This window comes from Sphingomonas sp. AC522 (assembly GCF_979258125.1).
In genome coordinates this window covers 3,064,540-3,090,588 of record NZ_OZ409836.1, presented here as the reverse complement: position 1 = coordinate 3,090,588, position 26,049 = coordinate 3,064,540, and the positions used below count along the sequence as shown (strand labels likewise).

Here is a 26,049-nt window from a genome sequence, read left to right as displayed (position 1 = left end):
TGGTGGGGAACTGATGTCGCGTCGCTTGATTTTGGTAGTGCTGGGCTTGTCTTTATCGGCATGCGCTGGAGAGCCGAAGAGCCTGAGCTCGGGTGGCTCGACCGTCATGGCGGTGGACGCGGCGCAGTTGCCCCCGCCGACCGCCGAGGATCAAGTCACGCTTGACCGTACTTATCTAGTAGGGCCGTTCGATAAACTGAAGATCGATGTGTTCGGCGTGCCCGATCTGGCCCAGCGTGAGGTTCAGGTCGATGCTGGCGGGCGGTTGTCCTTTCCTCTGGTCGGCACGATTTCCGTAGGGGGCCTGTCACCTGAAGAAGTCGCGAAATTAATTCGATCGCGGCTGCAAGGTGAGTTTATTCGCGACCCTCAGGTGACGGTGAACCTGCAGGAGACCGTAAGTCAGGTAATCACCGTCGATGGTCAAGTACGTGAGCCGGGCTTGTATCCGGTGATTGGCCGGATGACGCTGATGCGCGCGGTAGCTACCGCTAAGGGGCTCGGCGAGTTCGCGCGACAAGATGATGTCGTCGTCTTCCGCACGGTTGCAGGGCAGAAGATGGCGGCGCTCTATAATCTAAAGGCGATACGCCGGGGTACCTACGCTGATCCGGAAGTGTACGCCAACGACATCGTCGTTGTTGGCGATTCTCCGCGGCGTCGCCTGTTCAAGGACTTGGTCGGAGCTTCGGCACTATTTGCGCCGCTGATCTATGTCTTCCGCTAGACTTTTACCTGTTTTCGAGACCCAGCAAATGATAAATTCCGCGACCAACAAGGAACTCCTCGTTGAATTCCCCGATGGCGCTAATTCGGTGGAGGACAGCGAGCAGCGCTTTGGCAGCAGCGCGCGTGCGACGCCGGTTCTGCTCGAATATTGGCAGATGGTTCTGCGCTGGCGATGGGTCATCGTCGGCGTTATTCTCGCATCGCTACTGGCAGGCTTTGTATTTACGCTGATGCAGACGCCGCAGTACACGGCGGGCGCGCGGCTGGAGATCAATCGCGAGCAAAAGCGCGTTACTAATGTGGAAGGCGTGGATCCGTCCGCCGCCAGCAGCAGTCTCGAATTCTATCAGACTCAATATTCATTGCTCGAAGCGCGCAGCCTTGCCGAACGGATTGTGCGGACACTGAAGCTGGCTTCGAAACCGAGTTTCTTTGCAGCCCATGGGGTCGAGCCCGTGACTGACCCGAAGGCAGTCGCCGGTCGTCCGCCCAGCGCTTCGATCATGCAGGCGCGTGAACGGATGGCAGTGGGGTTGTTGCTGGCGAATGTCGCGATCGTCCCGATACCGCGGTCGGCGCTCGTCGATGTCCGCTATACTTCTGCCGATCCCGAGCTGACCGCGTTGATCGCGAACACCTGGGTCCAGCAATTCATGATGTCCAGCGTCGACCGCCAGTTCGACTCCACGGCGGATGCCCGGCGTTTTCTTGAGGAGCGCTTGGAAAAACTGGGTGCGCGCCTGCAGGAATCGGAGCGTGAGCTGGTAAACTACGCGACGGAAAAGAACATCATCACCTTGAGCACGACGATGCAGGACGGCAAGACGCGCACCGATCGCACGCTTGTTGCAGCGGATCTCGAGGCTCTCAACAAGGCGCTGGTTGATGCGGTTGCGTTGCGCATTGCTGCCCAGGCGAAGATCGGTGCGGGCGTCTCGCCGGAAGCGCTCACCAATCAGGCCATTTCGGCGCTTCGCCAGCGTCGCGCTGAAGCACAGGGCGAATACGCTCGATTGATGGTTCAATACGAGCCGGGCTATCCCGCGGCCCAGGCGCTTAAGCAGCAAATTGACTCGCTTGGCTCCGCGATTTCTCGCGAGGAAGCGCGCGTATCGGGAGGCACGACCTCTGAATATCAAAGCGCTATGGCCCGGGAAAATGAGCTCCGGCGCCAGGTCGAACGGCTTACTGTGCAGCTAACTGGGCAGGAGCGCGACAACATCCAGTACAACGTGCTTCAGCGCGAGGTGGATACCAATCGCCAGCTGTATGAGGGCCTGCTGCAGCGTTACAAGGAGATTGGTTTCGCAGGCGTGTCGTCAAATAACATCTCGATCGTCGATGCAGCAAAGGTCCCGAGCGGTCCGTCCTCGCCTAATATTCGCCTGAATCTGCTGATCGCGCTGGTCTTTGGCGTGGCGCTTGCGGCAGGTGCGACGTTCTCGCTGGAACACATCGATCAAAGCCTTCGCATTCCGGCCGACGTCCAAAGAATATTGAAGGTTCCGTTGCTGGGCGCGGTTCCTGAGATCAGCGAAGCTAGTAACGCCAGCCGCATGCTGAGCGATCCACGTTCGGTAATGTCGGAATCGTACTTCGCCATTCGCTCGAACTTGGCTTTCTCCACTGATCACGGCATCCCGCGGACCTTCATGGTCACCAGTACTCGACCCGGCGAGGGTAAGACGACGACGAGTCTTGCAATAGCTTCGGTCATTGCCCGTGGCGGCAAGCGGGTGCTCTTGCTCGATGGCGACATGCGCTCGCCTTCGCTGCACCAGTATTTCGATATCACCCAACTTAATGGGCTGAGCAATTACCTCTCTGGCGACACCGAACTGGCGAAGTTCGTTCAGCCCACGCCGCTGGACAATCTGTATGTCATGACGGCCGGGCAAACTCCGCCGAGCGCGGCGGAATTGCTAAGCAGCACGCGGCTTCGCGAATTGCTGGGCGAGCTGAGCGAAACGTTCGATCACGTCGTGATCGATGCGCCGCCCGTCCTCGGCCTCGCCGACGCGCCCCTTATTGCCGCCGCGTGCGAAGGGGTTGTATTCGTGGTCGAAGCTCAGGGGCCGGCAGCTCGAGCGGTTATCGCTTCGCTTGATCGCCTGCGCGCCACGCATACCCAACTCTTCGGCGGGGTCCTGACTAAGCAGCAGAAGCAGAGCGGCTCGGGCTATGGCTATGGCTATGGCTATGGCTATGGCCGTGACGACGAAAGTACGGCCGCCTGACGTGAGGTTGGCTGGGGATTCGAAATGGAGATTGAATCCTGGCCTTCTGGTGCGGGTTGCGGTGCTCGTACTCGCCGGTGTGATCGCCTGGTGGGCACTGACGGATTCCGTTTCCACTTCGTTGCGGCGGTCCAGTCCGGAAGCGGCGCTCAGGCTGGCGCCGCGGGATCCCATCGCCTTGTCCAGCGCCGCCGCTGCACTGATCCCCACCGACGGCGGATCGGCAAACCCAGCCACTCTGGCGACAATTGACCGATTAGCCCGGCGGTCGCTCAACGAGTTGGCCATGAACGGCCCAGCAATGCGATTGCTTGGCTATATCGCCGCGCAACAGGGCGACTCAGCGGCGACCCTCGCTCGTTTCAGCGTTGCCGACGCGCTGACTCGCCGTGACCTCGGCACGCAGCTTTTCATGATCGAGCACGCAGTGTCTCGAGAGGATGTGCCGGCGGCGCTTCGGCATTATGACACCGCTCTGCGTTACCAATTGGGCAGCGGGGAGGTCTTGTTTCCCGTCTTGACCTCCGCCCTTGAGGATCGGGCGTTATGGGGCGCATTCCGGTCCTATCTTACGTCACCGCCGCCCTGGCTGGGCGCGTTCTTAACCTACGCGATCCGAAACACGACGAAGCCGGCCCTGTTCGCCGAGATGCTCATGCGGGTCGGCGGTTTGCCTCCTACCGAAGAATATCTTGGCCGCGAGGCGGAATTGTTGCGACGGCTGATTGCCGAGGCGCAGCCGTCCCAGGTCGATAGTTTTTATCGTACTGTGCGTGGTTTCCCGCAGGCCGCCGCGCGATCGTTCGCGCTGACGCAGGAATCCACGGCATCGGATCCGCGGCCCGCTGTATGGGACCTGGCCCAGACCGACATGATATCGCAGTCGATCGTCCAGGACGACGACCAGGCGCTCGCCATCCGCGGATCACTTCAGCCGCGGACTGCAAGCACGATCGCGCGCAAGATGGCACTTGTGTCTCCCGGGTCTTACCGAGTTGATGTCCGCGCGATGCAGTTCGAAGGCGGAGACCCGCTCACCTTGAACTTTCGGGTCGCGTGTCTGGGCCGATCTGAAAGCCTGTGGGAGGCCAAGATCGTTACGGCTTCCGCGCCACGTGCAGCGCCGGGTACCTTCGCCGTGCCGGCCGGCTGTCCCGCTCTGATGATGAGGATCGACGCGGCGCTTGCTGAAGGCCGGGAGGGTGCGGAGTTTCAGATCGGCGGGATCGCCTTAGCGCGAGTTGGATGATCTGATGCCTGCATTGATGTTTCGCTGGATCCAGCCTGAATCCGATCGATATATCCGCGTCCGGGGCGCTCGTTGATGGGCGGCTTGCCCCGTGATCGCGCTCGTACGGGGCTCCGCGTTTGCGTGGCTGCCTCGGGCGGGGGACATGTGCACGAGTTGTTCGAAACGGCACCGGCTTGGTCGGGCTTCGACCATTTTCTCATTACCGAGGATACTGCACTGGGCCGGAGCCTGACCGGCCCCAATCGAACTTATTTCGTCCGTCATTTCGCGATGGGTCAGGCTCGGTTGGGCGCCCCTGTCCGGATGCTCGTTACGGCGATGCGGAGTATGATCCAAGCGTTCGGAATCATGATCCGCGAACGGCCGGACGTCGTCGTGACGACAGGTGCCGGCGCCGTCTATCCAAGTGTATTATTCGCCCGGTTGTTCGGCGCGAAGGTAATCCTCATCGAATCGCTGGCACGTTTCGATCGTCCTTCGCTTTTTGCCCGCATCGTGGCGCCAATCGCTTATCGCCGCTTTGCCCAGGCACCGGGGCTTGCGAATGTCTGGCCAGGCTATGAGATCTTTGATCCGGTGCGCGAGCTGCTCGTGCCGCGACCGGCCAAGGAGCCATTGCTGTTTGTCACCGTCGGCGCGACCTTGCCGTTCGATCGACTGGTGCTGGCAGTCTCGGCGTTGAAGGAACGCGGGGAGATTCCTGAGCGAATAGTTGCCCAGGTGGGGGTAGGGGGAGCCCAACCTTCGTCAATCGAAGCCGTCGAAACGCTGCCCTTTTCCGAGATGCGCGATTATCTGCAGCGTGCGGACCTCGTGCTCTGCCATGGCGGCGTAGGGTCGCTGGTCACAGCCTTGAGGGAGGGATGTCGCGTCGTAGCGATGCCGCGTGAGTTTGAGCGGGGCGAGCACTATGATAATCATCAAGCGGAGATCACCCGCGCATTCAGCGCGCGCGGACTGGTCGGCTCTGTGGAGACCGCAGATGCGCTGCTGGCAGCAATCAATGAACGGCGCGCAGCACGCCCGGTCGTTGCCACCACCGATCACGGGCCGCTTACTGTAGCGCTGTCGGGAATCTTAGCCGCCCTCTCCGAAAGTCGAGGCTGATTCTGCTTCCTTGGGTCTCGCAGCCCCTGACGTGCTCTCGTTCGAGGCGATGGCCGGCCTCCACCGCTCCAAGGCCGTCATATAGGAAGCCCCCCGCAATGTGGGGGGATGGCTGCCGAAGGCCGAACCGCCCCAAATGGGGAGAAGCCGGTTCCTTGACAGGGTCAGGCCTCTGTTCCAAGAGGCGCGCGTTCTTGCAGGTGGCTTAAATGACGATCGAAATCGGTAAACAGTGGCGGACTGCTTTTGATAGCTACGATGAGAATCTTAAATCGATAGTCGGGTCATATCCCGACGCCGCTATCCTCGAGCTTGGCGGCGGGCGTTTTCCTTCTTTTCCGCTCTCGGATATGCCGAAGAGCGTCGCGAGCTACACTGTCAACGATATCAGCCCCGACGAACTCGCGCTTGCTGCGCCCGAGTATCAAAAGGCGTGCTTCGACGTCGGCGGCGATGCCTCGCAATTCGAGGGCCGGTATGACGTCGTTTTCTCGCGGTTTCTAGCAGAGCATGTCCGCAACGGGCGTCAGATGCATCGCAATGTGCACCGAGTACTCAAGCCGGGCGGCGTCGCGTTTCACTTGATTCCGACGCTGTATGCGTCGCCCTTTATCGTCAACCGGTTGCTGCCCGAACGGCTGACTCGCAAGATGCTCACTACCTTTTTCCCGATTCGGAAAACGGTGTCTCCTAAGTTCCCGGCCTATTACTCGGTTTGCCGGGGAGACAGCGACAAGATGCGTCGACTGTTCGCAGATCTTGGGTATCGGAAGGTCGAGTTCCGGCACTTCTACGGCCACGAATATTACGACAAGATTCCGCTTGTGCGGGAGTTGGAGAATTCGCTGTCGAGTTTGGCGGCCTCGAACGAATGGTCGTGGTACACAAGCTACGCGTACATAACCGCCTATAAGTGAACGGCGTTGCCGCATGTCGAGCGCCTTTATCGGAGGCGATCGACGGTGCGGACTAGCTGTGGTCAGCGCGCGAAACCATCCGCGACGATCGCCGCGATACGCGCCGCAGCATGCCCGTCGCCGAACGGATTATGTGCACGCGCCATGGCTGAATAGGCGGCGGGTTCGTCGAGTAGCTTAGTCAGTTCAGACATTATGCGGTTCTCGTCCGTGCCAACCAGCTTCGCAGTGCCGGCCGCGACGCCTTCGGGGCGTTCAGTGGTCTCGCGCATCACGAGGACGGGCTTGCCGAGGGCAGGGGCTTCCTCCTGGACGCCGCCAGAATCGCTGAGCACGATTTCGCAGAGCCCGAGCGCGCGGATGAAATGCGGGTAATCGAGGGGATCGATCCGTGCGACGTTGGGCCGTTCGCCCAGCACGCCGTTCATCGCCGCGACGACATTGGGGTTGGGGTGCATCGGAAACAGGATCGCCACGTCATCGCGGTCTGCGATACGCGCGAGTGCGCGAGCAATGCTTTCCATCCCGCCGCCGAAATTCTCCCGACGATGTGTGGTGACCAGGACGATCCGCTTCCTAGCAAAGCGCGCCGCGAGATCGTCGAGCCCGGCAGCGAGCGACGGATCGTGCGCGATTTGTTGCTGCGTGGCCAGTAGCGCGTCGATCACAGTGTTGCCGGTCACATGGATGGTTGCGGGATCGACATTCTCGCGGCGCAGCGCTTCCGCCGCAGTCTCGGTCGGTGCGAAATGCTGGTCTGCGATCGGCGCCACGATCCGGCGGTTCACTTCCTCGGGCCAGGGCTGGTAGATATCGCCTGAGCGGAGGCCTGCTTCGATATGGCTGACCGGAATCTTGCGGTAATAAGCGGCCAGCGCGCCGACCATGGCAGTCGCCGTGTCGCCCTGAACGATCACGCGATCCGGCTTTTCCGTATCCATGACCCGGCCCAGCCCGGTCAACAGGCGGGCGGTGAGCTGGTCGAGCGTCTGGCCCGCTTCCATGAGATCGAGATCGATATCGGGGGTGAGCCCGGCGATCGAAAGCACCTGGTCTAGCAATCCGCGATGTTGTGCCGTCACGCAGGTTCGGACCTGCAGCCCTGGAGTTTCGGCGAGTGCGCGTGCGACCGGGAACAGCTTGATCGCTTCCGGCCGGGTGCCGAAGACCAGGAGAACTTTGCGGAGCGCCGTGTCAGGCATGCGATGATCCTACGTTACGCCCGGACAATATTTGCGCGGGTGACGCCGGCCTTGCCGCAAGCGTTGCGCGTGTCCACCACCAGCTTCGCGGCATCGGCGAGCCCGGCATAATCGACGCCGTCATGATCGGTCGCGATCAGGACTGCGTCATATTCGGTGATCGCTGCTGGGTCCCAGGCGATGCTCTTGCGGAAGTTGAGCGTCGGGTGCTCGCGGGTGTTGTCGATCTGGGCGACATGCGGATCGTGGAAGTCTGCAGTGGCGCCGCGCGCTTCGAGCAGTTCCATCAGCCGCAGCGATGGGCTCTCGCGAATATCCTCGACGTTCTTCTTATAGGCGACGCCTAGCACGAGAATGCGTGCGCCGCGCAATCCCCGGCCGGTGCGCGCGTCCAGCGTATCGGCGAGCACGCGGATTACATGCTCGGGCATGCCGGCATTGATCTGTCCGGCGAGCTCGATGAAGCGCGTGTGCTGATTATATTCGCGCGCCTTCCAGGTGAGGTAGAAGGGGTCGATCGGGATACAGTGACCGCCAAGACCCGGGCCGGGATAGAACGGCATGAAGCCGAACGGCTTGGACTTGGCCGCGTCGATCACTTCCCAGACATCGATATCCATGGCGGTGAAGACCAGCTTGAGCTCGTTGACGAGCGCAATGTTGACCGCGCGGAACACATTCTCGGTGATCTTCACTGCCTCGGCAGTGGCAGTCGAGGATACCCCGATCGCCTGCGGCACGATATGTCGATATAGCGCAAGTGCCAAAGCCGCGGACGCGGGGTCGTCCGCGCCGACTACCTTGGGGATTTTGGTCGTCGAGAATGTCGCATTCCCCGGATCTTCCCGCTCGGGGGAATAAGCCAGGAAGAAGTCGCGCCCGGATCGCAAGCCGCCGGCTTCCAGGATGGGCTGCATCACTTCGCGGGTGGTCCCGGGGTACGTCGTTGATTCGAGAATGACGAGTTGGCCGCGCCGCAGATGCGCGGCGATCGTGCGGGTCGTCTGCTCGACATAACTCAGATCGGGTTCGAGATGGCGCGAGAGCGGCGTCGGCACACAGATCACCACGACATCCGCGTCGCAAATCCGGGACATGTCCGCGCTGGGAACCAGCGTCCCGTCCGCGATCAGGGGCGCAAGCCGCGGGCTCTCGATGGTCTTGATATAGCTTCGGCTGGCGGCGAGTGCGTCGATCTTGGTCTGATCGATGTCGAGCGCGAGGACAGGGCAACCCGCCTCGGCAAACGCGACCGCCAGCGGAAGACCGACATAGCCCATGCCGACGATGCCGATCGTCGCCGCCTGGCTCTCGATCCGCGTTTGCAGTTTCAGCCCATGGGCTGGTTGTTCGATACTCATAAGGTCCCCATCGTCAGGCGCGCGCAGCACCTTCGCCCGAGGACGGTTTCAGTTTCGATAACGATAGCTGCGGATTTCGGCGGGAAAGGCCAGTCAGGTCTCGATGGCTGGTGTCCCTGTGCAGAAGAGGCAACTGCGAGACATCTGAAAACTCGCCAATCCTCGCTTGCCCTTATTAGCTATCGGTATATGCCAGTGGCGAAGTTCGCAGGGCTCGACTTGGCGTTAACCTACGATAAAATCTGCGAAAATGCTTACGCGTATGCGTAAGGCGGGGAGACGGAAACATGGACGGGCAATTTCGCGCCAGGCTGAACCGGTCCGCGGCTCTCACTGTTCTGTTCCTCGCGGCAGCATGCAGCGGTGGTAGTGGGGGCGGAGGCGTCAACACGCCGCCGGCACCGGCGCCCAGTCCCGCACCCGCACCCACTCCGGCCCCGACGGCCGCACCAACGCCGACCCCTTCGCCAGCGCCAACCTATGACACTGCCGAATATCGGGCGACTGAGGGCGCGGTCTCGATGAATGCTCTCGCCGCCTATAATCGCGGTGGGACCGGATCGGGCGTCAAGGTCGGGGTGATCGATTCAGGCATCGACTTGCAGAGCGCCGAGTTCGGCGATTGCTCGGGCGGTGTCGGCACGGGCAGTTGCCGGATCACCAGCTTCTCGCAGAGCACGGGCGGCGGCGCGACGGTCGACGATGAAGACGGGCATGGCACCGCCGTCGCCTTCACCATCGCGGGACGCCGCAACGATACGGGCACGCATGGCGTCGCCTTCGATGCGCAGTTGATCGTCGCCCGCGCCGATCGACCGGGCAGCTGCGCGACCGCGAGCGACAAGGACAGCGGCTGCAGTTTTTCCGACGCCGCGATCGCACAAGGGCTGGACGCGGCGAGGATAGGCGGCGCGCGCGTCGTCAATATCTCGCTGGGCGGTTCGGCGCCGAATTCGGTGCTGCTCCAGGCGATCGATCGGGCAACCCAGGCTGGAATCGTCCTTGTGATTTCGGCCGGCAATGATGGACCCGATGCCCTCAACCCGGACGATTTCGCCGCGGCACCCGCGACCGACCCCGGCGTTTCGCGGGGGTTGATTATCGTCGCGGGCTCGGTCGATGCCAATGATAATATCTCGAGCTTCTCGAACCGCGCAGGCACCAGCCAACAGGTCTTCCTGGCCGCCGTTGGAGAACGCGTCCGCGCGCCGGACCATGAGAACACGCCGTTCCTATGGTCGGGCACGTCCTTTTCCGCGCCGCAGATTGCCGGCGCCGTCGCGTTGCTGGCCCAGGCTTTTCCGAACCTCAGCGGCGCGCAGATCGTCCAGTTGCTGCTGACCACCGCCCGTGATGCAGGCGCGGCGGGAACGGATGCGGTCTATGGCCGCGGCGTGCTCGATCTGACGCGTGCGTTTCAGCCGGTCGGCACGACGTCGCTCGCCGGCTCGCGCGCGCCGACTTCGGACAATTTCAACGCTGCGCTGTCGGTGCCGATGGGGGACGCTGCGCAGGGCTCCCTCGGCGTCGTCGTGCTCGACGGCTTCGACCGCGCCTTCGCCACTGATCTCGCGCGGACGATCCAGCGCGAAGGGCCGGCGCGGCAATTGCCGCAGCTTATGGCCTCACGCCAGCGCAGCTTCTCGGTTGGGCTCAACGATATGAAAGTCGCCGTCTCGCTGGTCCCGACGCACGATTCGGTGCGGATCGAGCGGCTGGGGATCGGCAGCAGCGATGCGGCGCGCGCCAAGGTGCTGGCAGGATCGGTCGTCGCGCGGCTGGGCAGCAAGATGCAATTCGCGATCGGTGCATCGGAGGGCGTGAACACCTTGTCCGCCCGGCTGGCAGGGCGCCCCGAGCCCGCCTTCCTCATCGCGCGCGACCCGACGCACAATTCGGGGTTCGATGTCGACGTGAAGGGCTCGGCCGCGATTCGCCGTCAGTTCGGCTCGTGGGGCGTCACGTTCGGCGAGGAGGCGGGCGAGGTTCTGACGCGGCGCGATACGCAGTTCGCAGCGCTGCGGCGCAGGGCCGAGCGATTCGGCTATATGCGGACCAGCCTGGGGCTGGACCGGAATTTCGGAGCGCTTCGTGCCGGCCTGAACCTGACGCACCTCAACGAGTCCGACACGCTGCTGGGCGCGCGCTTTTCGGGAGCGCTGGGGGCCACGCGGGCCGATAGCGTCTTCATGGATTTCGCCCTCCGCTACGATATGGGCCAGGGCTGGAGCCTGGGCGGATCGATGCGCCAGGGCTGGACCCAGGCGCGCCTGCGCGGCGGCATCGGCGGTTCGGGGCTGATCCGCACCAATGCCTTTGCCGCCGATATCGCCAAGACGGACTTGCTGATCGCGGACGATCGCTTCGGTATCCGCATCGCCCAGCCGCTCCGCGTCGCCACGGGCGCGATCGACCTGCGGCTGCCCGGCGGGTGGGATTATTACACTCAGAGCGTCGATAGCTGGAACGTGACGCGCTTCAATCTGGCGCCGACGGGCCGCGAAATGGATCTCGAACTGGCCTATAGCTGGCCGTTCCTCGGTGGCGATATCAGCAGCAATTTGTTCCTCCGCCGCCAGCCCGGAAACTTCGCGACGATGCCGACCGATCATGGAGCCGCGGTCCGCCTCAACTTCGGTTTTTGACACCGCCCACGAATTGCGCGCCTGCCCGCTCAAGGCTAAAGGCGCAGCCTGCGCGAGAATGAAAAGGACTGTATGTCGATCAAGCCACTTCGCAAGGCCGTGTTCCCCGTCGGGGGACTGGGCACGCGTTTCCTTCCTGCTACCAAGGCGCTGCCGAAGGAGATGCTGCCGATCGTCGATCGCCCGCTGATCCAATATGCCGTCGACGAGGCGCTGGAGGCCGGGATCGAGCAGATGATTTTCGTCACCGGCCGCGGCAAATCCGCGATCGAAGACCATTTCGACATCGCCTATGAGCTTGAGACGACCATGGCATCGCGCGGTAAGTCATTGGAAGTGCTCGAAGCGACTCGCCTCAAGCCCGGCGCAGTCGCCTATGTCCGCCAGCAGGAGCCGATGGGGCTCGGCCATGCCGTCTGGTGCGCGCGCGACATCGTCGGCGACGAACCTTTTGCAGTGCTGCTCGCCGACGATTTCATGATGGGAAGCCCCGGTTGCCTCAAGCAGATGGTCGATGCCTACAATCAGACCGGCGGCAACATGATCTGCGCGATGGAAGTCGCGGACGACGCCACCGACAAATACGGCATCATCACGCCCGGCACGCGCAGCGGCGCGCTGACTCAAGTGCAAGGGCTGGTCGAGAAGCCCGCCCGCGGGACTTCTCCTTCAAACCTCGCGGTGATCGGGCGGTATATTCTCCAGCCCGAAGTGATGCGCGTGCTAGAAGGGCAGGGCAAGGGCGCCGGCGGCGAGATCCAGCTGACCGACGCGATGGCGCGCATGATCGGCGAGCAACCCTTTCACGGGTTGACGTTCGACGGCGTACGCTATGATTGCGGCGACAAGGCCGGTTTCATCCAGGCAAACCTCGCCGTCGCGCTTGAGCGCGAGGATATCGCGCCGTCGATCCGCGACTTCGTCTCGAAGCATTGCGGCTGAGCAGGGGCGGGCGGCGGAGAAGCCTCCGCCGCCCGCCAAGCGCTCAGAACCCGGAGGCCTCGCCTCCCTGGTCCTCGAGATAGATGTTGGTCGGCGGGCCGACCGGGCCACCCACGTCGCCGGCGCCGCCATCATTGGCGTTGTCCGCCGCGGGGTTGAAGCTCTGCGTGCCCTGAGTACCGTCGCCATCGTCCTCGAAATTGTCGTCCGGCGAAACATAGGCCTGGCCCATGTTTTCGCTGGGTCCTGTGGAATCGGACTCTTGGTCGAAGATGGAAGTGAGAATACCGGGCATAATAGGCTCCTATGAAGGACGGCGGGCAAAATCCGCAAGATGCAGTCAAAACTGATAGCTGCAGGCAACTGTTCCGCACGATCCCGACAATTCGTGTAAAGAATAGGAGCGATAAGTTGCTTAAAAACCACAGATTGCCGCGCAACGCGCTTGACGCGCACGAATAGAGGAATAGCGTGCCCAGCTTGGAAGAGTTGGCAACTCCCGAATCAAAAGGGGCACGTAATGACATTGGTACGCAATCCGCGCATGGTTCGCGCTGCACTGCTGGCATCGGCCGCAGGCATGAGCCTGGCGACCGCCGGCACTGCCTTCGCGCAGAGCGCGCCGGCGCTCGATCGCCCGACTTCGGGCGAGATCACCGCGCAGGACGATACGCCGCGAGTCGATATCAGCGAAATCGTCCGGGAGGCCCAGAATGGCGCCGGCTCGGTTTCGGTCACCGCAGCGGACCCTGAGATCCTGATCGCCAACCCCGGCACGCCGACCACGGCGCGCGATCCGGTCAACATCACCGGCGTCGCGCAGATGATCGTCGATCAGGGCGGCGGCTTTATCGGCCTGTGCACCGGCACGCTGATCAATCCACGCACCGTGATCTTCGCCGCGCACTGCGTGAACGATGCCCCGGCAAACAGCTATGGCGCCAATTCGGGCGGTACGGCGATCGGCTTCGGCTTCGAGACCAACACCCGCGCCAATGCGGCGGGTCAGACCGACGAGCTGGTGCGCTGGCTGCTGGGCGGAACCGGCGGCGCCGGCAAGTACCAGACCAACACGGCGCAGGCTTTCTACAATTCGAACTATGTCAGCTATAACCCGCTGTCGAACGAAGCGAACGCTGCCGGCTTCCTCTATGCCGATATCGCAATGGCGTCGCTCGATACGCCGGCCAAGGGCATCCCGACCTGGGCATTGCTCTTCTCGCAGCTTCCCGCCCCGGCCACTGCCGGGGCGGCCGGCACCGGCTATCATGTCGCGATCACCGGCTATGGTAACAACGGCACCGGCCAGGGCGGCGCGGCAGGCTCTGACTATCGCCGCCGTCTTGCCGAAAACATGATCGGCGGCCTCGCGTCGCTCGGCGATTTCGAGCAGTTCCTGTTCGGCCCGACCGGCACCACCGACGCGACCAATCCGCAGAACCTTTATTGGATGGATTTCGACGATCCCCGCCGTGGTACGGCTGCGGCCAGCCCCTATGACTTCAATGCCTGGCGCGACAATGCGCTGCCCAACGAAGGCATCACGTCGCAGGGCGATTCGGGCGGCCCGCTGATCCTCGACCGCGCTTATGCGCGCCAGCTGGTCATCGGCGTGCTCTCGGGCGGCTATACCCGCTTCTTCACCGGCCAGCCCGCCAATGGCTATGGCACCGCGGGCTTCTATCAGCCGCTGTACCTTTACTGGGATTGGATCGCGGCCAACAACCCGTATCACTATGTCACCAATGTTGCCGGCAACGGCAATTGGAACGATGCGACTCGTTGGGTGACGACGCTCGATCCCAACTACATGATTCTCAGCGGCGGCAACGCCGTTAACGGGGTTCCGACCGATCTCGGTACGGGCAACAGCAACACGCCGGGCTGGGGCCAAGCATGCTTCCAGCAGGCTGGGGTTAGCGAGTGCCGTAACATCGCCACCGGCGTCGATACGGTAAGCGTCACTCCGATCGGCCAGGCTGAAGATTCGCCCGCCAGCGCGTCCATCACGGGCGTTGCGACCGACGACAAGGATGTCGTGTCGATCGCTTCGCTCCAGGCGCAGGTGCTGAGCAAGGACAATGCGCAGCTCGAATCGCAGACGGGCGGCATCACCACGCTGGCACTTCCGCCGGCAACGCTGGCCAACGGCCTGCCGGGCGCGACCAATTTCACGCCCAACAACAATGACGGCAATCGCCTGACGAACACCGCGCCGCGTTACTTCGACGTGACGCTGTCGGCAGCGGGCACGACCACGCTCAACACGGTTGCGACCGTCGATCGCTTCACCCTCGCGGGCGGCACGGCGGTTCTCGACATTGCCGCGGCCGGCTCGCTGACCAGCCTGATGGACATCACCCAGGCAACGGGCACGATGCAGGTCAACGGCGCGCTCAACACGCCCGGCGATTATCTGATGCTGTCGGGCGGCCTCAACGGCACCGGCACTGTCTCCTCGGCCTTCTTCACCAACATCGCGGGCACGATTGCGCCGGCGACGGCGGGAACGGTCGGCACGCTGACCTTCCGCGGCAACGTCATCCTGGCTTCGGGCGGGACCTATATGGTCGATCTGTCGGGCACCGGCAGCTCGGACTTGATCCGCGTGCAGGCGACCACGTTCAACGGCACGGCGCCGACGAACGGCGTGGCCAATCTGGGCGGACGCCTGACCATCGGCTTCACCGACGCGCTGCGTGCGGGCCAGAACTACACGATCCTAACTGCGGAAGGCGGCCTCACCGGCACCTTCCAGACGCCATTGTCGTTCAGCGCGATCCTCAGCCCCACCGTGACCTACACGGCGACGCAAGTTCGCCTCGCCGTGCAGGCCGGCAGCTATTCGGGGGTCGTAAATGCAGGCTCGAATGTCCAGCTGGCCTATGCCAGGTTGCTCGACACCAACCGGGCGGGCGCAGCCGGCCTCGACGGCATCTATGGCCCGCTTGATCTCCAGAGCGCCGCTACGATCCGGGCAACGCTGGAAAACCTCGCGCCGACCACCGAAACCACCGTTCGCGGGCTCGGCACGGCAATGGTCGACTCGACTTCGGGGCTGATCCGCGATCGTCTCCAGACAATCGACATCCCATCGGTCGGCGGCACCATGGCGCGCATCGGCCAGCCGCTGCGCGTTGCTTCGACCAGCTTCAACAACATGTCGAGCCTTGTCGCTCCGATGGTCATGGGCGGCAATGAGCAGGCGACCGTTCAGGAAGGCGCACTGCCCGAGAATATGAGCGGGTTCATCGCCGGCGGTTATGTCGAAGGTGACAGTGCATCCATGCCTGCCGCGATCTCGACGGGTCGTGACAAGTTCGATGGCTGGTATGTCGCAGGCGGCATCGAGACGCTGATCGACGACGAAAGCGCGATCGGTTTTGCCGTGACCTACAGCAAGATGGACAGCGACGGCGCAGTCGCGGCCCATTCGGCCAAGGCAACCCTCGTTCAGGGCACGCTCTACGGTAAGTACCAGTCGGCCAGCGGCTTCACGCTCGATACGCAGGTTACCGCCGGTATCCTCGACTCGCGCACGCGCCGCACGGTGGCGTTCGTCGGCACCAACTACACGCTCGATGCCAATGACAGCGCACTCGCCTTCTCGAGCGAAGTGGGTGCGGGCTACAAGTTCGACGCCGGGGCACTTGCGGTGAAGCCGCGCGTGGCATGGCGCACGACCTTTATCGACTTCTCGCGCACCGCCGAAACGGGCGGCCCTGTCGCGATGGTCTATGACCGTCAGCCGGTGAGCAGCTCGCAGCTGCGCGGCGGACTGACGCTTGCCGGCAACAGCGCGACCGTGAAGCCGTTCCTCACCGGCACTTATGTCTATGACTTCGGCGATCGTCCGGAAGCGTTCCTGGCGAACTTCGTCGGCGGAGCGGGCCCGGGTGCGCTCTTCCGCCTCAGCTCGCATGATCGCGACTGGGCCGAAGTCGCCGGTGGTCTGACGGTCAACACCGGTTCGGTCGACGTGTCGATCGCCGCCGAGACGACCATCGGCCGCAGGGACGTGATGAACCGCAGCGTCCGCGGCTCGATCGGCTTCCGCTTCTAAGCCGGAGCCGACCAAAAGCAGGCCGGGGAGGGCGCTTCAAATCGAAGCGCTTTCCCCGGCCTTTTTTGTGACGCGTGCGCGCCGGGAGTTTTTTCTTCCAATGTAGGATTTGGTCTGAAAGGGTCGCGAGGCTCTTTCTCATCGTCGCGAACCTTGCACCGCGCAGAAGCGCCGGGCGTAGGCCGAAGTGCTGCCAGAGCACCGCGCGCGGAAATGCCCCATGGGCAGTGCGAACATTCGGAAGATTCGCCTTTTCCGACCCAGGCCCGCTCAGCGTAAAATCGAGATATTATCCAAAAATACCAATATCTTAGACAGCATCCTGCTTATCTGGGCGGGTCAGCCGGAATAATGCGCGCGATACCAGTGGATGAACTTCGCTACGCCCTCTTCCGGCGTCGTCATCGGTACATAGCCGGTCAGCTGCTTGAGAAGAGCCGGCGACGCCTCCGTTGCGGGCACGTCGCCCTGCTGCATCGGCATGAAGTTCTTGATCGCGGTCTTGCCCAATGCGCGTTCGGCGGCGCCGATATAGTCCATCAGCGGGGTCAGGTTGCCGCCGCCAATATTGACGATGCGGAAGGGCGCGACGGGCGACAGGCTGTCCCCCTCTACCGGCACATCCCCCGGCACTACGGCGGCCAGTCGCGTGATCGCCTCGACGAGATCGTCGACATAAGTGAAGTCGCGCGCCATCTCGCCATTATTGTAGACGTCGATCGGCTCGTCCGCGAGGATCGCCTTGGTGAACTTGAACAGCGCCATGTCCGGGCGTCCCCACGGGCCATAGACCGTGAAGAAGCGGAACATCGTGATCGGCGTCTTGAACAGGTGCGCATAGCTGTGCGCCATCAGCTCGGTCGCGCCCTTGGTCGCGGCATAGAGGCTGAGCGGCGTCGCGGTCCGCTGCAACTCGTCGAAAGGCATGCTCGTATTGGCGCCGTAGACCGAGCTGGTCGATGCCATGAGCAAATGCTGGGGTGGATGATGCCGCGCCAGCTCGAGCACGTTGAAGGTGCCGATCAGATTGGTGCCGACATAGCTCGCCGGCGCATCGATCGAATAACGCACCCCGGCCTGCGCGGCGAGATGGATGACGATGTCTGGCTTGAAGTCGCGCCATGCGGCCCCGAACGCCTCGCTATCCTCTATCGAAACGCGCGCCAGCGAGAAATTTGCGTGGTTGCTCAGCACGTGGTTGCGCGCTTCCTTGAGCGCGACGTCGTAATAATCGGAGAAATTGTCGATCCCGAGCACGGTCGCGCCCTGCTGGAGCAACAGGCTGCTGGTGTGGAAGCCGATGAAGCCGGCCGAGCCGGTCACCAGAACGCGTTTGCCCTTCATTCGCTCGTATCCGTTGCTGCTTTGCGGCAACTCGTACAGCCACTATCTTTCGGGAGTGTGAGCGTGCGGAAACGGAGCGCGAGCGCATCTGCGAGCAGGAGCTTGCCCGCCGTGTCTCCGCCAAAAGGCACGATGACGCGGATGGTTTCCAGAGCGGCGAGGCTGCCCATCATCCCCACCAATGCGCCCAGCACACCTTGCTCGGCGCAGGTGACGCCCTCGCGCTCGGGGTCCTGCCCCACGAAGCAGCGGTAGCAGGGCTTGTCCGCTTCCCATCCGCGGTAGACGCCCAATTGGCCCTCGAACTCGGCAACGGCAGCGGAGACCAGGGGAATGCGGAGGTCCAGCGCCGCGTCCGCGACGGCCAGACGGGTTTCGAAATTGTCACATCCGTCCAGCACCACGTCGTGCGCTTCGAGCAGATTATGGACATTGTGCCGATCGACGCGCTGCCGGACACCGACGACATGGACATGGGGATTGAGCGCCTCGACGCGCGCGACTGCGGTCTCGACCTTCGCGCAGCCCTGATCGGCAGTCACGAACAGCGTCTGGCGCTGAAGATTGGACAGATCGACCGTGTCGTCATCAACAATGGTCAGCCGACCCACCCCGGCCGCTGCCAGATACTGGATCGCAGGCGAACCGATACCGCCGGCGCCGACCACCAGCACGCTTGCCGCCTTCAGCCGAGCCTGTCCGCCGCCCCCGAGCTCGCGCAGCACGATATGGCGCGCATAGCGTTCGAGCTCGGCATCGCTCAGGCGCATTATGTCCCCGTCGATCCGAACCCGCCGCTTCCTCGCACGGTCTCGTCGAGCGTCTCGACTTCATCGAGCCCTGCACGTTGCACCGGCGCCGGGACAAGCTGCGCGATCCGGTCGCCGCGCGCGATCGTGAAAGGCGCATCGCCGAGGTTGGCGAGGATAATTTTCACTTCGCCGCGATAGTCGCTGTCGATCGTGCCGGGCGTATTGAGGCAGGTAATGCCGTGCTTGAGCGCCAGCCCCGAACGCGGCCGCACCTGCACTTCGAAACCCTCGGGGATCGCCATCGCGAAGCCGGTGGCGACCGCATGGCGCTTGCCGGGATCGAGCACCAGGGCCTCCGCTGCGACCACGTCCATGCCTGCAGCGCCATGGGTCGCATAAGCGGGCAAGGGCAGGCCCTCGCCATGCGCCAGGCGCTGAACGGCAATCCGGATCGGAGGCAGCATCTAGATCTTTCTGGGAAGCGAGGCGGCGAGGCGCTGCGTGGCAGCGAGAACTTCGGGATCGTCGAGCAAATCATGGCCCTTGCCGGGCACGATCCGATAATCGGTCGCGATTCCGCGCAATGTCAGTGCTTCCGCATAGGCCCGCGAGAATTTGACCGGCGTGACCGCATCGTCCGACCCGACCAGGACCGCTGCGCGCAATCCGGGCAGGATCCCGCCCGCGGTCTGAAGCGGATCGAGGCTGGTTACCTGGCTGTCCCATTTCATCAGCTTGCGCCATTCGGGAAGCGTGCAGGGGCAGCCGACCAGAACCATGCCGTCGATCAGGCCAGGCCGGATCCCAGCAAGGTTCGCCGCGATCGCAGCACCACCGGCATCGCCCACCAATAATGTCCGCGCATTGGGATAGCGGCGGGCCAGCGCCGCGATGGAATCGCCCACCGCCGCAATGCGATCCGCGGTATAATTGTCCCCCATGCCAGTGCCGCGTTCGCCCGGCGAGGCCTTGCCGGCGCCGTCTGCATAGCCAGGACGCATGATCGCGACTGCGGCGCTCGTCGGGATTGCCTGCGCAGCCGCCTTTGCAAAGCGGTAATGGTCGGGCGTTCCGTCGGCGTGGATCACGACGATCAGCGTGCGAACCTGGCCTCCGCGCGCCGGCCCATAGGTCTCGGCCTGCAGGCTCGGTGTGCTCGTGGTTTGCGGCATGGTCGCGCAGCCGGCCAGAAGCAGTCCGGTAAGCGCGGGGCTAAAGCGCATCGCCGATCCGCTCCGCAAGCCGGCGCGCGACTTCGCCCTTGGGCAAGCGCTCCCAGCTTTCGACGCCTTCCGTCGTGACCAGATGGACGGTATTCGCATCGCCGCCCATCACATCGCCCGAAACATCGTTCGCGACAATCCAGTCCGCGCCCTTGCGTTCGCGTTTCGCGGTGGCGTGCTCGATCACACGCTCGGTCTCGGCCGCGAAGCCAACCACCAGGCCCGGGCGGTGCGGACTTTTGGCAAGCATAGCGAGGATATCGGGGTTTTCGGACAGGTCGAGCCGGGGCGGCGCATCGCCCTTCTTGATCTTCTGCTCGGCAGCCTCGGCACGCCAGTCACCCACTGCCGCGACCATCACTGCTGCATCGGCCGGCAGCGCCTGCGCCACTGCGTTCGCCATTTGCTGTGCGGTCTCGACATCAATGCGAGTCACGCCCGCCGGGGTAGCCAGCGCGACGGGGCCGCTGACCAGAGTAACTTTCGCGCCTAGTTCGGCCAGCGCACCGGCGATTGCGAAACCCTGCCGCCCGGATGAGCGATTGGCGATGTAACGCACCGGATCGATCGGCTCATGCGTGGGGCCCGCCGTGACCAGCACATGCTTGCCACTCAAACGACCCTCCCCGGCACGGGGAGGGGGACCAGCCGCAGGCTGGTGGAGGGAGCGTACCGCGAGCGACTCGCTATGGCGCGTGCTCCGTCCGTCAGCGCTATGCGCTGCCGCCTCCCCGTGCCGGGCAGGATCAAGAACAGCTTGCAGGGCCGCCAGGATCGCCTCGGGCTCGGGCAGGCGCCCGGGGCCATATTCACCACACGCCATCGGCCCCTCGTCAGGCTCCATCACGGTGACGCCGTCGCTGCGCAGCGTCGCGACGTTGCGGCGGGTCGCGGCATGTTGCCACATCCGTACGTTCATTGCCGGGGCGGCGAGCACGGGCTTGTCGGTAGCGAGCAGCAGGGTGGTGGCGAGATCGTCGGCAACGCCGGCCGCCATCTTCGCCATCATATCCGCGGTCGCGGGGGCGACCACCACCAGATCGGCCTCGCGGCTGAGCTGGATATGCCCCATCTCGGCCTCGTCCTTGAGGTCCCAGAGCGTCGTATAGACCTGGTTCTCGCTGAGTGCCGCGAGTGTCATCGGCGTGACGAAATGCTGGCCCCCCGCGGTCAGCACGCATTTCACGCCGATCCCGGCCTTGCGGCACAGGCGGATCAGCTCGCACGCCTTGTAGGCCGCGATGCCGCCGCCGACGATGAGGAGGATGCGCTTCATCGCGATACCCTTGTCACGGTGATGCGCGGCTTGTCGAGCGCCTGCCGCACCAGGTCGCGAATGCCAGCGGGTGCGAAGAGCAGTCCGAGCAGAAACACCGGCGCGATCATCAGCGCCCAATAGAAGGTGTCGAGCCGCGCGAAGACGGCGATTGCGGCGGCATAAGCGGCGAGGATCGCGACCATGCGCAGCCCGAGCGGATCGCGCCAGCTTGCCCAGCCGAACAGCGCCAAGCCCACCAGCAGGGCGCTCGCCCAGAGCGGGGCCATCTGCAGCGCCGTGGCCAGCGTCACTGCCTTGACGAAGAAGCCGAAGCCCAACAGCCCGGCCCAGCCCGGTGAGGCGGGATCGTGCGGCCCCGTGACGCCCGCTACTGCCCAGGCATGCGCGCCTAGCGCCGCGGCGAACAGCGCTATCGCCAAGGCCCAGCCGGCCGCCTCGCGGCGCTCACCCTCGAACCAAGCGAAGCCAGCCATGATCAGCGCGTAGAGCAATGCAGTTTCGCGGATCAGCATCGCCGCTAGCCCGATGGCGACGGCTTCGATCCAGCGCCCGGGCCGGCGGATCGCCAGTGACAGAGCGACGAGCAGCGCCGCCCAGATCTCATGGAACGGCACCAACTCATATTGCAGGAAGACGAGCAGCGATCCGAGCATCAGGATCAGCGCGGCGACTGCCGGAAGCGGCCCGGTGAGTTCGCGGCGCAAGCGGTTGGCCCAGGCGCCGGCAACGCACAGCACCAAAGCGAAGAGCAGATAGCGCACGGGCAACCATTGCGGGATCGCCGCTAGGACGGTCGCCAGCGCCGGCATGCGGAAGGTGAGGAAGGGGCGCAGCGGATAGCTTCCCGCGCGCAGCGCATCGGCTGCGGCGACATAGTAATTCTCGCCGCCACGCACGCCCGCGACGATCTTCTCATAGAGTGCAAGGTCGGTCTGCCCCACATCGGTGCGCGCGGCCGAGCCCATTGCCTGCGGATCGGGGACGGCCAGCGCCGTTAGGCACAAGACCAGCAGCAGGAGCAGCAGGCCCAGCCCCAGCCTTGCGCGGCTGCGCGTCAGGCTCGCGAAGCGGCTGGGAGGACCCAGGCGCGCCACGGCGGTGGGCTTCATGCCAGCAGCCACACCGTCATCGCCGCGCTCATAGCCGCCGCGCCAATCGCGACGACGACATAGCGCCAGCCGCCGCCCACGCGAATCACTTCGATCTGGCGAAGCGGCGGGGCGGGGGGCGCACCGCCGGGGGCGGGGTAGCGCAACTCGATATTGCGGATCAGCTGGGGCAGCCGCGCCAGCGTGCGGAAATCCTCGACGAGCCGGTCGGCGATCGCGGCTTCGGGGCCAAGCTCGGTTCGGATCCACTCGCGCACGAACGGCGCCGAGACGTCCCACAGATTGATATCGGGATCGAGCCCGCGCGCAACGCCTTCGACCATCACCATCGTCTTCTGGAGAAGGAGGAGGTGCGGCTGGGTCTGCATGTCGAAATCGCGGGTGATGGAGAAAAGCCCGTCGAGCATCGAGCCGATCGACATTTCCTTGACCGGCAGCCCGCGCATCGGCTCGCCCACGGCGCGGAGCGCAGTGGCGAACTCGGCGACATTGTGATGAGGGGGCACATAGCCTGCCTCGAAATGGATCTCGGCGACGCGCTTATAATTGCCGGTGATCAGCCCGTAGAGGATCTCGGCAAGCCACACCCGCGCGCGCCGGTCGATCCGGCCCATAATGCCAAAGTCGATCGCGGCGATGCGACCGTCAGGGAGCGCGAAAAGGTTCCCCTGATGCATGTCGGCGTGGAAGAAACCTTCTGCGATCGCCTGGCGGAGGAATGCGTGGACCAAGTTGCCGGCCAGCCGGGTCATGTCGTGCCCGGCCGCGACCAGCGTCTCGCGGTCCGACAATTTGACGCCGTCGATCCATTCGAGCGTCAGCACCTTGCCGGTAGTGCGCTGCCAATCGATCGCGGGCACCATGAAATCGGGCTCGGCCTGCATGCCCTCGGCAAGCTCGGATGCGGAGGCGGCTTCGCGGCGCAGATCGAGTTCGCGGGCGGTCCAGCGCTTGAAGGTCTCGATGACGAGGCGCGGACGCAGGCGGCTGGCTTCGCCGCCCATGCCTTCGACCTGGGCCGCGGCCCATTCATAGGTCTCGATCGCGCGGGCGAATTCGGCCTCGATGCCGGGGCGCAGCACCTTGACGGCGACATGCCTGCCATCGGTGGTAACGGCGCGGTGGACCTGCGCGATCGACGCGGCGCCCACTGCGCGTTCGTCGATCGAAGCGAACATGGATTCGATGGTCCGCCCGCTATCCGCCTCGATGCGCTGGCGAATGATTGCGAAATCGACCGGGGGCAGGGCGTCCTGCAGCCGCAGCAGATCCCGCGCAGCTTCCTCGCTGACGAGATCGGGGCGCGTCGCCAGCGTCTGGCCCAGCTTGATCGCGGCGGGGCCGATCGCCTGGAACGCGTCGGCATAGCGGGGCCTGGCCGGCTGGCGCGTGCCGAAGCGCAGCACTCGGACGAAGCGACGCACCGTCCGCGGCGTGTTGGGATCGCGTTCGATGCCGCGCAGGGCGCCGTGCCGCGCGAGGATGCGGCCCCATTTGTACAGGCGCCAGAGATGGACGGGAGCTACAGTCACGTGGCGCTCAGATCTTCCAGCCCGAATGGATCGCGACCAGCCCGCCGAGCAGCGGCTCGACCTTGGTCTGCGCAAAGCCTGCCTCGCCGATCATGCGCTCGAAGGTCGGCATGTCGGGGAAGCGGCGAATCAATTCCACCAGATAGCGATAGCTGTCTGCATCGTTGGCGAGGAGCTGGCCGAGTCTGGGGACAAGGTGGTGCGAATAAGCGTCATAGACCTGCGCGAAACCGGGCCAATGGGTGGTCGAGAATTCGAGCACATAGAAGCGCCCGCCGCGCTTCAACACCCGGTGTGCTTCGCGGAGCGCCTTGGGAATGTCGGTTACGTTCCGGATGCCGAACGCAATCGTATAGGCATCGAAAAAGCGCTCGGGCCATTGCAGGCTCTCGGCGTTGGCCTCGCTCCACACCAGCCCATCGATCCCGCGCTGTGCGGCGCGATCAATGCCGACGGCGAGCATCTCGGGATTGATGTCCGCGACCGTGATCGATGCGCCCGAGGGCGCCATGCGAAATGCGATGTCGCCAGTGCCGCCGGCCATATCGAGAATCTGCTCGCCAGCGCGCGGTTTCACCCGGCGGACGAACAAGTCCTTCCAGACGCGGTGGAGACCGCCCGACATCGCGTCGTTCATCACATCGTACCGGGCGGCGACGTTCGAGAAGACCTCGCCGACGCGGCGAGTCTTTTCGTCGGGGGCTACGTCCTCATAGCCGAAGGATACGGTGTCGGGCATGGGTGCGCTCTAGCGGGGGGCGGGGAGCGCGGCTAGGGGGTAGCCATGCCAGAACTACCCGAAGTCGAGACGACCGTCCGCGGGTTGGAGCCCGTGCTGAACGGTGAACGGATCGAGCGCGTGACGCTCCACCGTGCCGATCTGCGCCGGCCTTTCCCGGAAGGGCTGGGCCAGCGGCTGACCGGCGCGCGCGTCACCGGGCTAGGCCGCCGCGCCAAATACGGGCTGATCGATACTGATCGCGGCGAAACGCTTGTCTTCCATCTCGGCATGTCCGGGCGGTGGCGAATCGACCCGGAGGAAATCGGCAAGCACGACCATTTCGTGATCGAGACGGCGAAGCATCGACTGGCGCTCAACGATCCGCGCCGCTTCGGCTCGCTCGATCTCGTGCCGACTACGGCCCTTGCGGAATGGCCGGCGTTCAAGGCGCTGGGCCCCGAGCCGCTGGGTCCGGATCTTACCGCCCAGCATCTGGCGCAAGCATTCAAGGGCCGCAGCGCCGCGATCAAGGTGCTGTTGCTCGACCAGCGAATCGTGGCGGGGCTCGGTAATATCTATGTCTGCGAGGCGCTGTATCTGGCGCGGATCGCGCCAACACGGGCGGCGGGCACGATCAGCAAGGCCCGGCTCGAGAAACTGGTGACGGCGATTCGCGAAGTGCTGGAAGCGTCGATCAAAGCAGGAGGATCGACGCTCAGGGATTATGCCCGCCCCGATGGTGAGCTCGGCTATTTCGCCAAGCAATTCCTCGTTTATGGTCGCGAAGGGGAGCCGTGCGAATGCGGCGGCTTGGTCGAACGTCGCGTCGATGGCGGGCGATCGACCTTCTGGTGTCCGCGCTGCCAGAAATAGGAGGGACTATGTTGGCCTTGCTCGTCGTGCTGATTGCCCAGGATCGCATACCGCCGCCGCAGGATTGCTCCGAATATACCGGTGTCGGCTATGCCGCGGGCTATCAGCCGTCGGTGGCGCGGCAGGGCGACACGATCACCCTCACCGGCATGTTCGTCAAAAGCTATGGCATGCCGACCATGCCTGTGCCCGACAGATGCGTGAGCGACTGGAAGGTCGAAGGCAAAGGCGTCAAGTTGCTGAGCGGTGGCAAAATCAGGATCGACCCCGGGGCCGTGCCCGGCACCGAGATCCGCTTCTCCGCACAGATCGCGGGGTGGCAAGGGCAGCGCGGCTATGGCAGCTTCAAGATCATCGGCGCGACCCAAAAGGTGCTGTCGGGCAATTTCAGCGTCGCCGAGCAGACCGGCTGCGGTACGCCGAAGATTGCGGAGATGGGCTTCAGCGCTGATGGCTATTACAGCTACACGCTGCCCGAGCACATGGTCGAGACGATGGTGACCGGCAGCGGCATGTATCGCTGGGATGGCGACAGCGGCAAGCTGGAGTTGGGTGCAACTGGCGAGCCGTTCGTTGCGCAGCGGACCGGAACCGCCCGGTGGGTGGACGGTACGCTCGTGCTTGGAGGGCATCGATCCAGTCGGATGGTCGGCCAAGTGCCGGATAATGCTCTCCGGCGGTTGACCCGAATCGCCTCAGGCGTTAAGGGCCGCGCTTTCCCGGGCGTGGGCTTGTTCCCGCGCCCTCTATCTTTGAGCTAG

21 protein-coding genes are annotated in these 26,049 nt (G+C 64.0%); 10 read left to right on the top strand and 11 right to left on the bottom strand.

Features of this window, described 5'->3' with window-relative positions; genetic code table 11:
* Window positions 1-13 precede the first annotated feature (13 nt).
* The 5 genes from ACZZZM_RS15445 (at window position 14) to ACZZZM_RS15425 (ending at window position 6,242) form a co-directional block, all read left to right on the top strand.
* Complete coding sequence (locus ACZZZM_RS15445; RefSeq protein WP_463595965.1) at window positions 14-727, top strand: polysaccharide biosynthesis/export family protein; 714 nt, start codon at window positions 14-16, stop codon at window positions 725-727.
* A gap of 28 nt (window positions 728-755) precedes the next feature.
* Entirely contained in the window at window positions 756-2,966 is a 2,211-nt protein-coding gene (locus tag ACZZZM_RS15440) for a GumC family protein (protein ID WP_463595964.1), read from the top strand.
* A complete protein-coding gene (locus tag ACZZZM_RS15435; RefSeq protein WP_463595963.1) occupies window positions 2,935-4,215 on the top strand; it encodes a hypothetical protein in 1,281 nt (426 codons plus the stop codon). Before ACZZZM_RS15440 ends, ACZZZM_RS15435 begins: the two co-directional genes overlap by 32 nt.
* Before the next feature lie 75 nt (window positions 4,216-4,290).
* Window positions 4,291-5,325 (top strand): beta-1,4-glucuronosyltransferase WelK, encoded by a 1,035-nt coding sequence (welK, locus tag ACZZZM_RS15430; RefSeq protein ID WP_463595962.1) that lies wholly within the window; start codon window positions 4,291-4,293, stop codon window positions 5,323-5,325.
* A gap of 209 nt (window positions 5,326-5,534) precedes the next feature.
* Window positions 5,535-6,242 carry a class I SAM-dependent methyltransferase gene (locus ACZZZM_RS15425; protein ID WP_463595961.1) on the top strand — a complete coding sequence of 236 codons (708 nt, stop codon included), beginning with the start codon at window positions 5,535-5,537 and terminating at the stop codon, window positions 6,240-6,242.
* 62 nt (window positions 6,243-6,304) lie between these two features.
* Here the strand turns inward: ACZZZM_RS15425 and wecB are convergent, their stop codons facing one another.
* Both wecB and ACZZZM_RS15415 read right to left on the bottom strand, forming a co-directional pair.
* On the bottom strand, window positions 6,305-7,444 hold the full coding sequence (gene wecB / locus ACZZZM_RS15420; RefSeq protein ID WP_463595960.1) for a non-hydrolyzing UDP-N-acetylglucosamine 2-epimerase: 1,140 nt from the start codon (window positions 7,442-7,444) through the stop codon (window positions 6,305-6,307).
* Window positions 7,445-7,458: 14 nt separating this feature from the next.
* A complete protein-coding gene (locus tag ACZZZM_RS15415; RefSeq protein ID WP_463595959.1) occupies window positions 7,459-8,805 on the bottom strand; it encodes a nucleotide sugar dehydrogenase in 1,347 nt (448 codons plus the stop codon).
* Window positions 8,806-9,326: 521 nt separating this feature from the next.
* On the opposite strand from ACZZZM_RS15415, the gene ACZZZM_RS15410 reads away from it, so the two are divergent.
* The gene (locus tag ACZZZM_RS15410) at window positions 9,327-11,450 is read left to right on the top strand and encodes a S8 family peptidase (RefSeq protein WP_463595958.1); all 2,124 of its coding nucleotides are present in this window, start codon (window positions 9,327-9,329) and stop codon (window positions 11,448-11,450) included.
* Between the two features lie 72 nt (window positions 11,451-11,522).
* Complete coding sequence (gene galU, locus ACZZZM_RS15405; protein ID WP_463595957.1) at window positions 11,523-12,392, top strand: UTP--glucose-1-phosphate uridylyltransferase GalU; 870 nt, start codon at window positions 11,523-11,525, stop codon at window positions 12,390-12,392.
* A gap of 43 nt (window positions 12,393-12,435) precedes the next feature.
* Here the strand turns inward: galU and ACZZZM_RS15400 are convergent, their stop codons facing one another.
* Complete coding sequence (locus ACZZZM_RS15400) at window positions 12,436-12,687, bottom strand: hypothetical protein (protein WP_463595956.1); 252 nt, start codon at window positions 12,685-12,687, stop codon at window positions 12,436-12,438.
* Between the two features lie 225 nt (window positions 12,688-12,912).
* Here ACZZZM_RS15400 and ACZZZM_RS15395 point away from each other — a divergent pair, with 225 nt between their 5' ends.
* Complete coding sequence (locus ACZZZM_RS15395) at window positions 12,913-16,455, top strand: autotransporter domain-containing protein (RefSeq protein ID WP_463595955.1); 3,543 nt, start codon at window positions 12,913-12,915, stop codon at window positions 16,453-16,455.
* Between the two features lie 339 nt (window positions 16,456-16,794).
* On the opposite strand, the gene ACZZZM_RS15390 is transcribed toward ACZZZM_RS15395, so the two are convergent.
* Genes ACZZZM_RS15390 through ACZZZM_RS15355 form a run of 8 tightly spaced genes read right to left on the bottom strand, consistent with a single transcriptional unit; the run spans window position 16,795 to window position 24,433 of the window.
* Window positions 16,795-17,799 (bottom strand): NAD-dependent epimerase/dehydratase family protein, encoded by a 1,005-nt coding sequence (locus ACZZZM_RS15390; protein ID WP_463595954.1) that lies wholly within the window; start codon window positions 17,797-17,799, stop codon window positions 16,795-16,797.
* Complete coding sequence (locus ACZZZM_RS15385; protein WP_463595953.1) at window positions 17,796-18,569, bottom strand: HesA/MoeB/ThiF family protein; 774 nt, start codon at window positions 18,567-18,569, stop codon at window positions 17,796-17,798. The genes ACZZZM_RS15390 and ACZZZM_RS15385 overlap by 4 nt, the downstream gene beginning before the upstream one ends.
* On the bottom strand, window positions 18,569-19,015 hold the full coding sequence (gene dut, locus ACZZZM_RS15380) for a dUTP diphosphatase (RefSeq protein ID WP_463595952.1): 447 nt from the start codon (window positions 19,013-19,015) through the stop codon (window positions 18,569-18,571). The genes ACZZZM_RS15385 and dut overlap by 1 nt, the downstream gene beginning before the upstream one ends.
* Entirely contained in the window at window positions 19,016-19,774 is a 759-nt protein-coding gene (locus tag ACZZZM_RS15375) for an alpha/beta hydrolase family protein (protein ID WP_463595951.1), read from the bottom strand.
* Window positions 19,764-21,050, bottom strand: coding sequence for a bifunctional phosphopantothenoylcysteine decarboxylase/phosphopantothenate synthase (locus tag ACZZZM_RS15370; RefSeq protein ID WP_463595950.1), 1,287 nt, complete (start codon window positions 21,048-21,050; stop codon window positions 19,764-19,766). The genes ACZZZM_RS15375 and ACZZZM_RS15370 overlap by 11 nt, the downstream gene beginning before the upstream one ends.
* Entirely contained in the window at window positions 21,047-22,162 is a 1,116-nt protein-coding gene (locus tag ACZZZM_RS15365) for a hypothetical protein (protein WP_463595949.1), read from the bottom strand. Before ACZZZM_RS15365 ends, ACZZZM_RS15370 begins: the two co-directional genes overlap by 4 nt.
* Complete coding sequence (gene ubiB, locus ACZZZM_RS15360; protein WP_463595948.1) at window positions 22,159-23,694, bottom strand: 2-polyprenylphenol 6-hydroxylase; 1,536 nt, start codon at window positions 23,692-23,694, stop codon at window positions 22,159-22,161. Before ubiB ends, ACZZZM_RS15365 begins: the two co-directional genes overlap by 4 nt.
* A 7-nt stretch (window positions 23,695-23,701) precedes the next feature.
* Window positions 23,702-24,433 carry a class I SAM-dependent methyltransferase gene (locus tag ACZZZM_RS15355; protein WP_463595947.1) on the bottom strand — a complete coding sequence of 244 codons (732 nt, stop codon included), beginning with the start codon at window positions 24,431-24,433 and terminating at the stop codon, window positions 23,702-23,704.
* Between the two features lie 45 nt (window positions 24,434-24,478).
* On the opposite strand from ACZZZM_RS15355, the gene mutM reads away from it, so the two are divergent.
* Window positions 24,479-25,288, top strand: a complete 810-nt coding sequence (gene mutM / locus ACZZZM_RS15350) for a bifunctional DNA-formamidopyrimidine glycosylase/DNA-(apurinic or apyrimidinic site) lyase (protein WP_463595946.1) — start codon at window positions 24,479-24,481, stop codon at window positions 25,286-25,288.
* Between the two features lie 8 nt (window positions 25,289-25,296).
* A complete protein-coding gene (locus tag ACZZZM_RS15345; protein ID WP_463595945.1) occupies window positions 25,297-26,049 on the top strand; it encodes a hypothetical protein in 753 nt (250 codons plus the stop codon).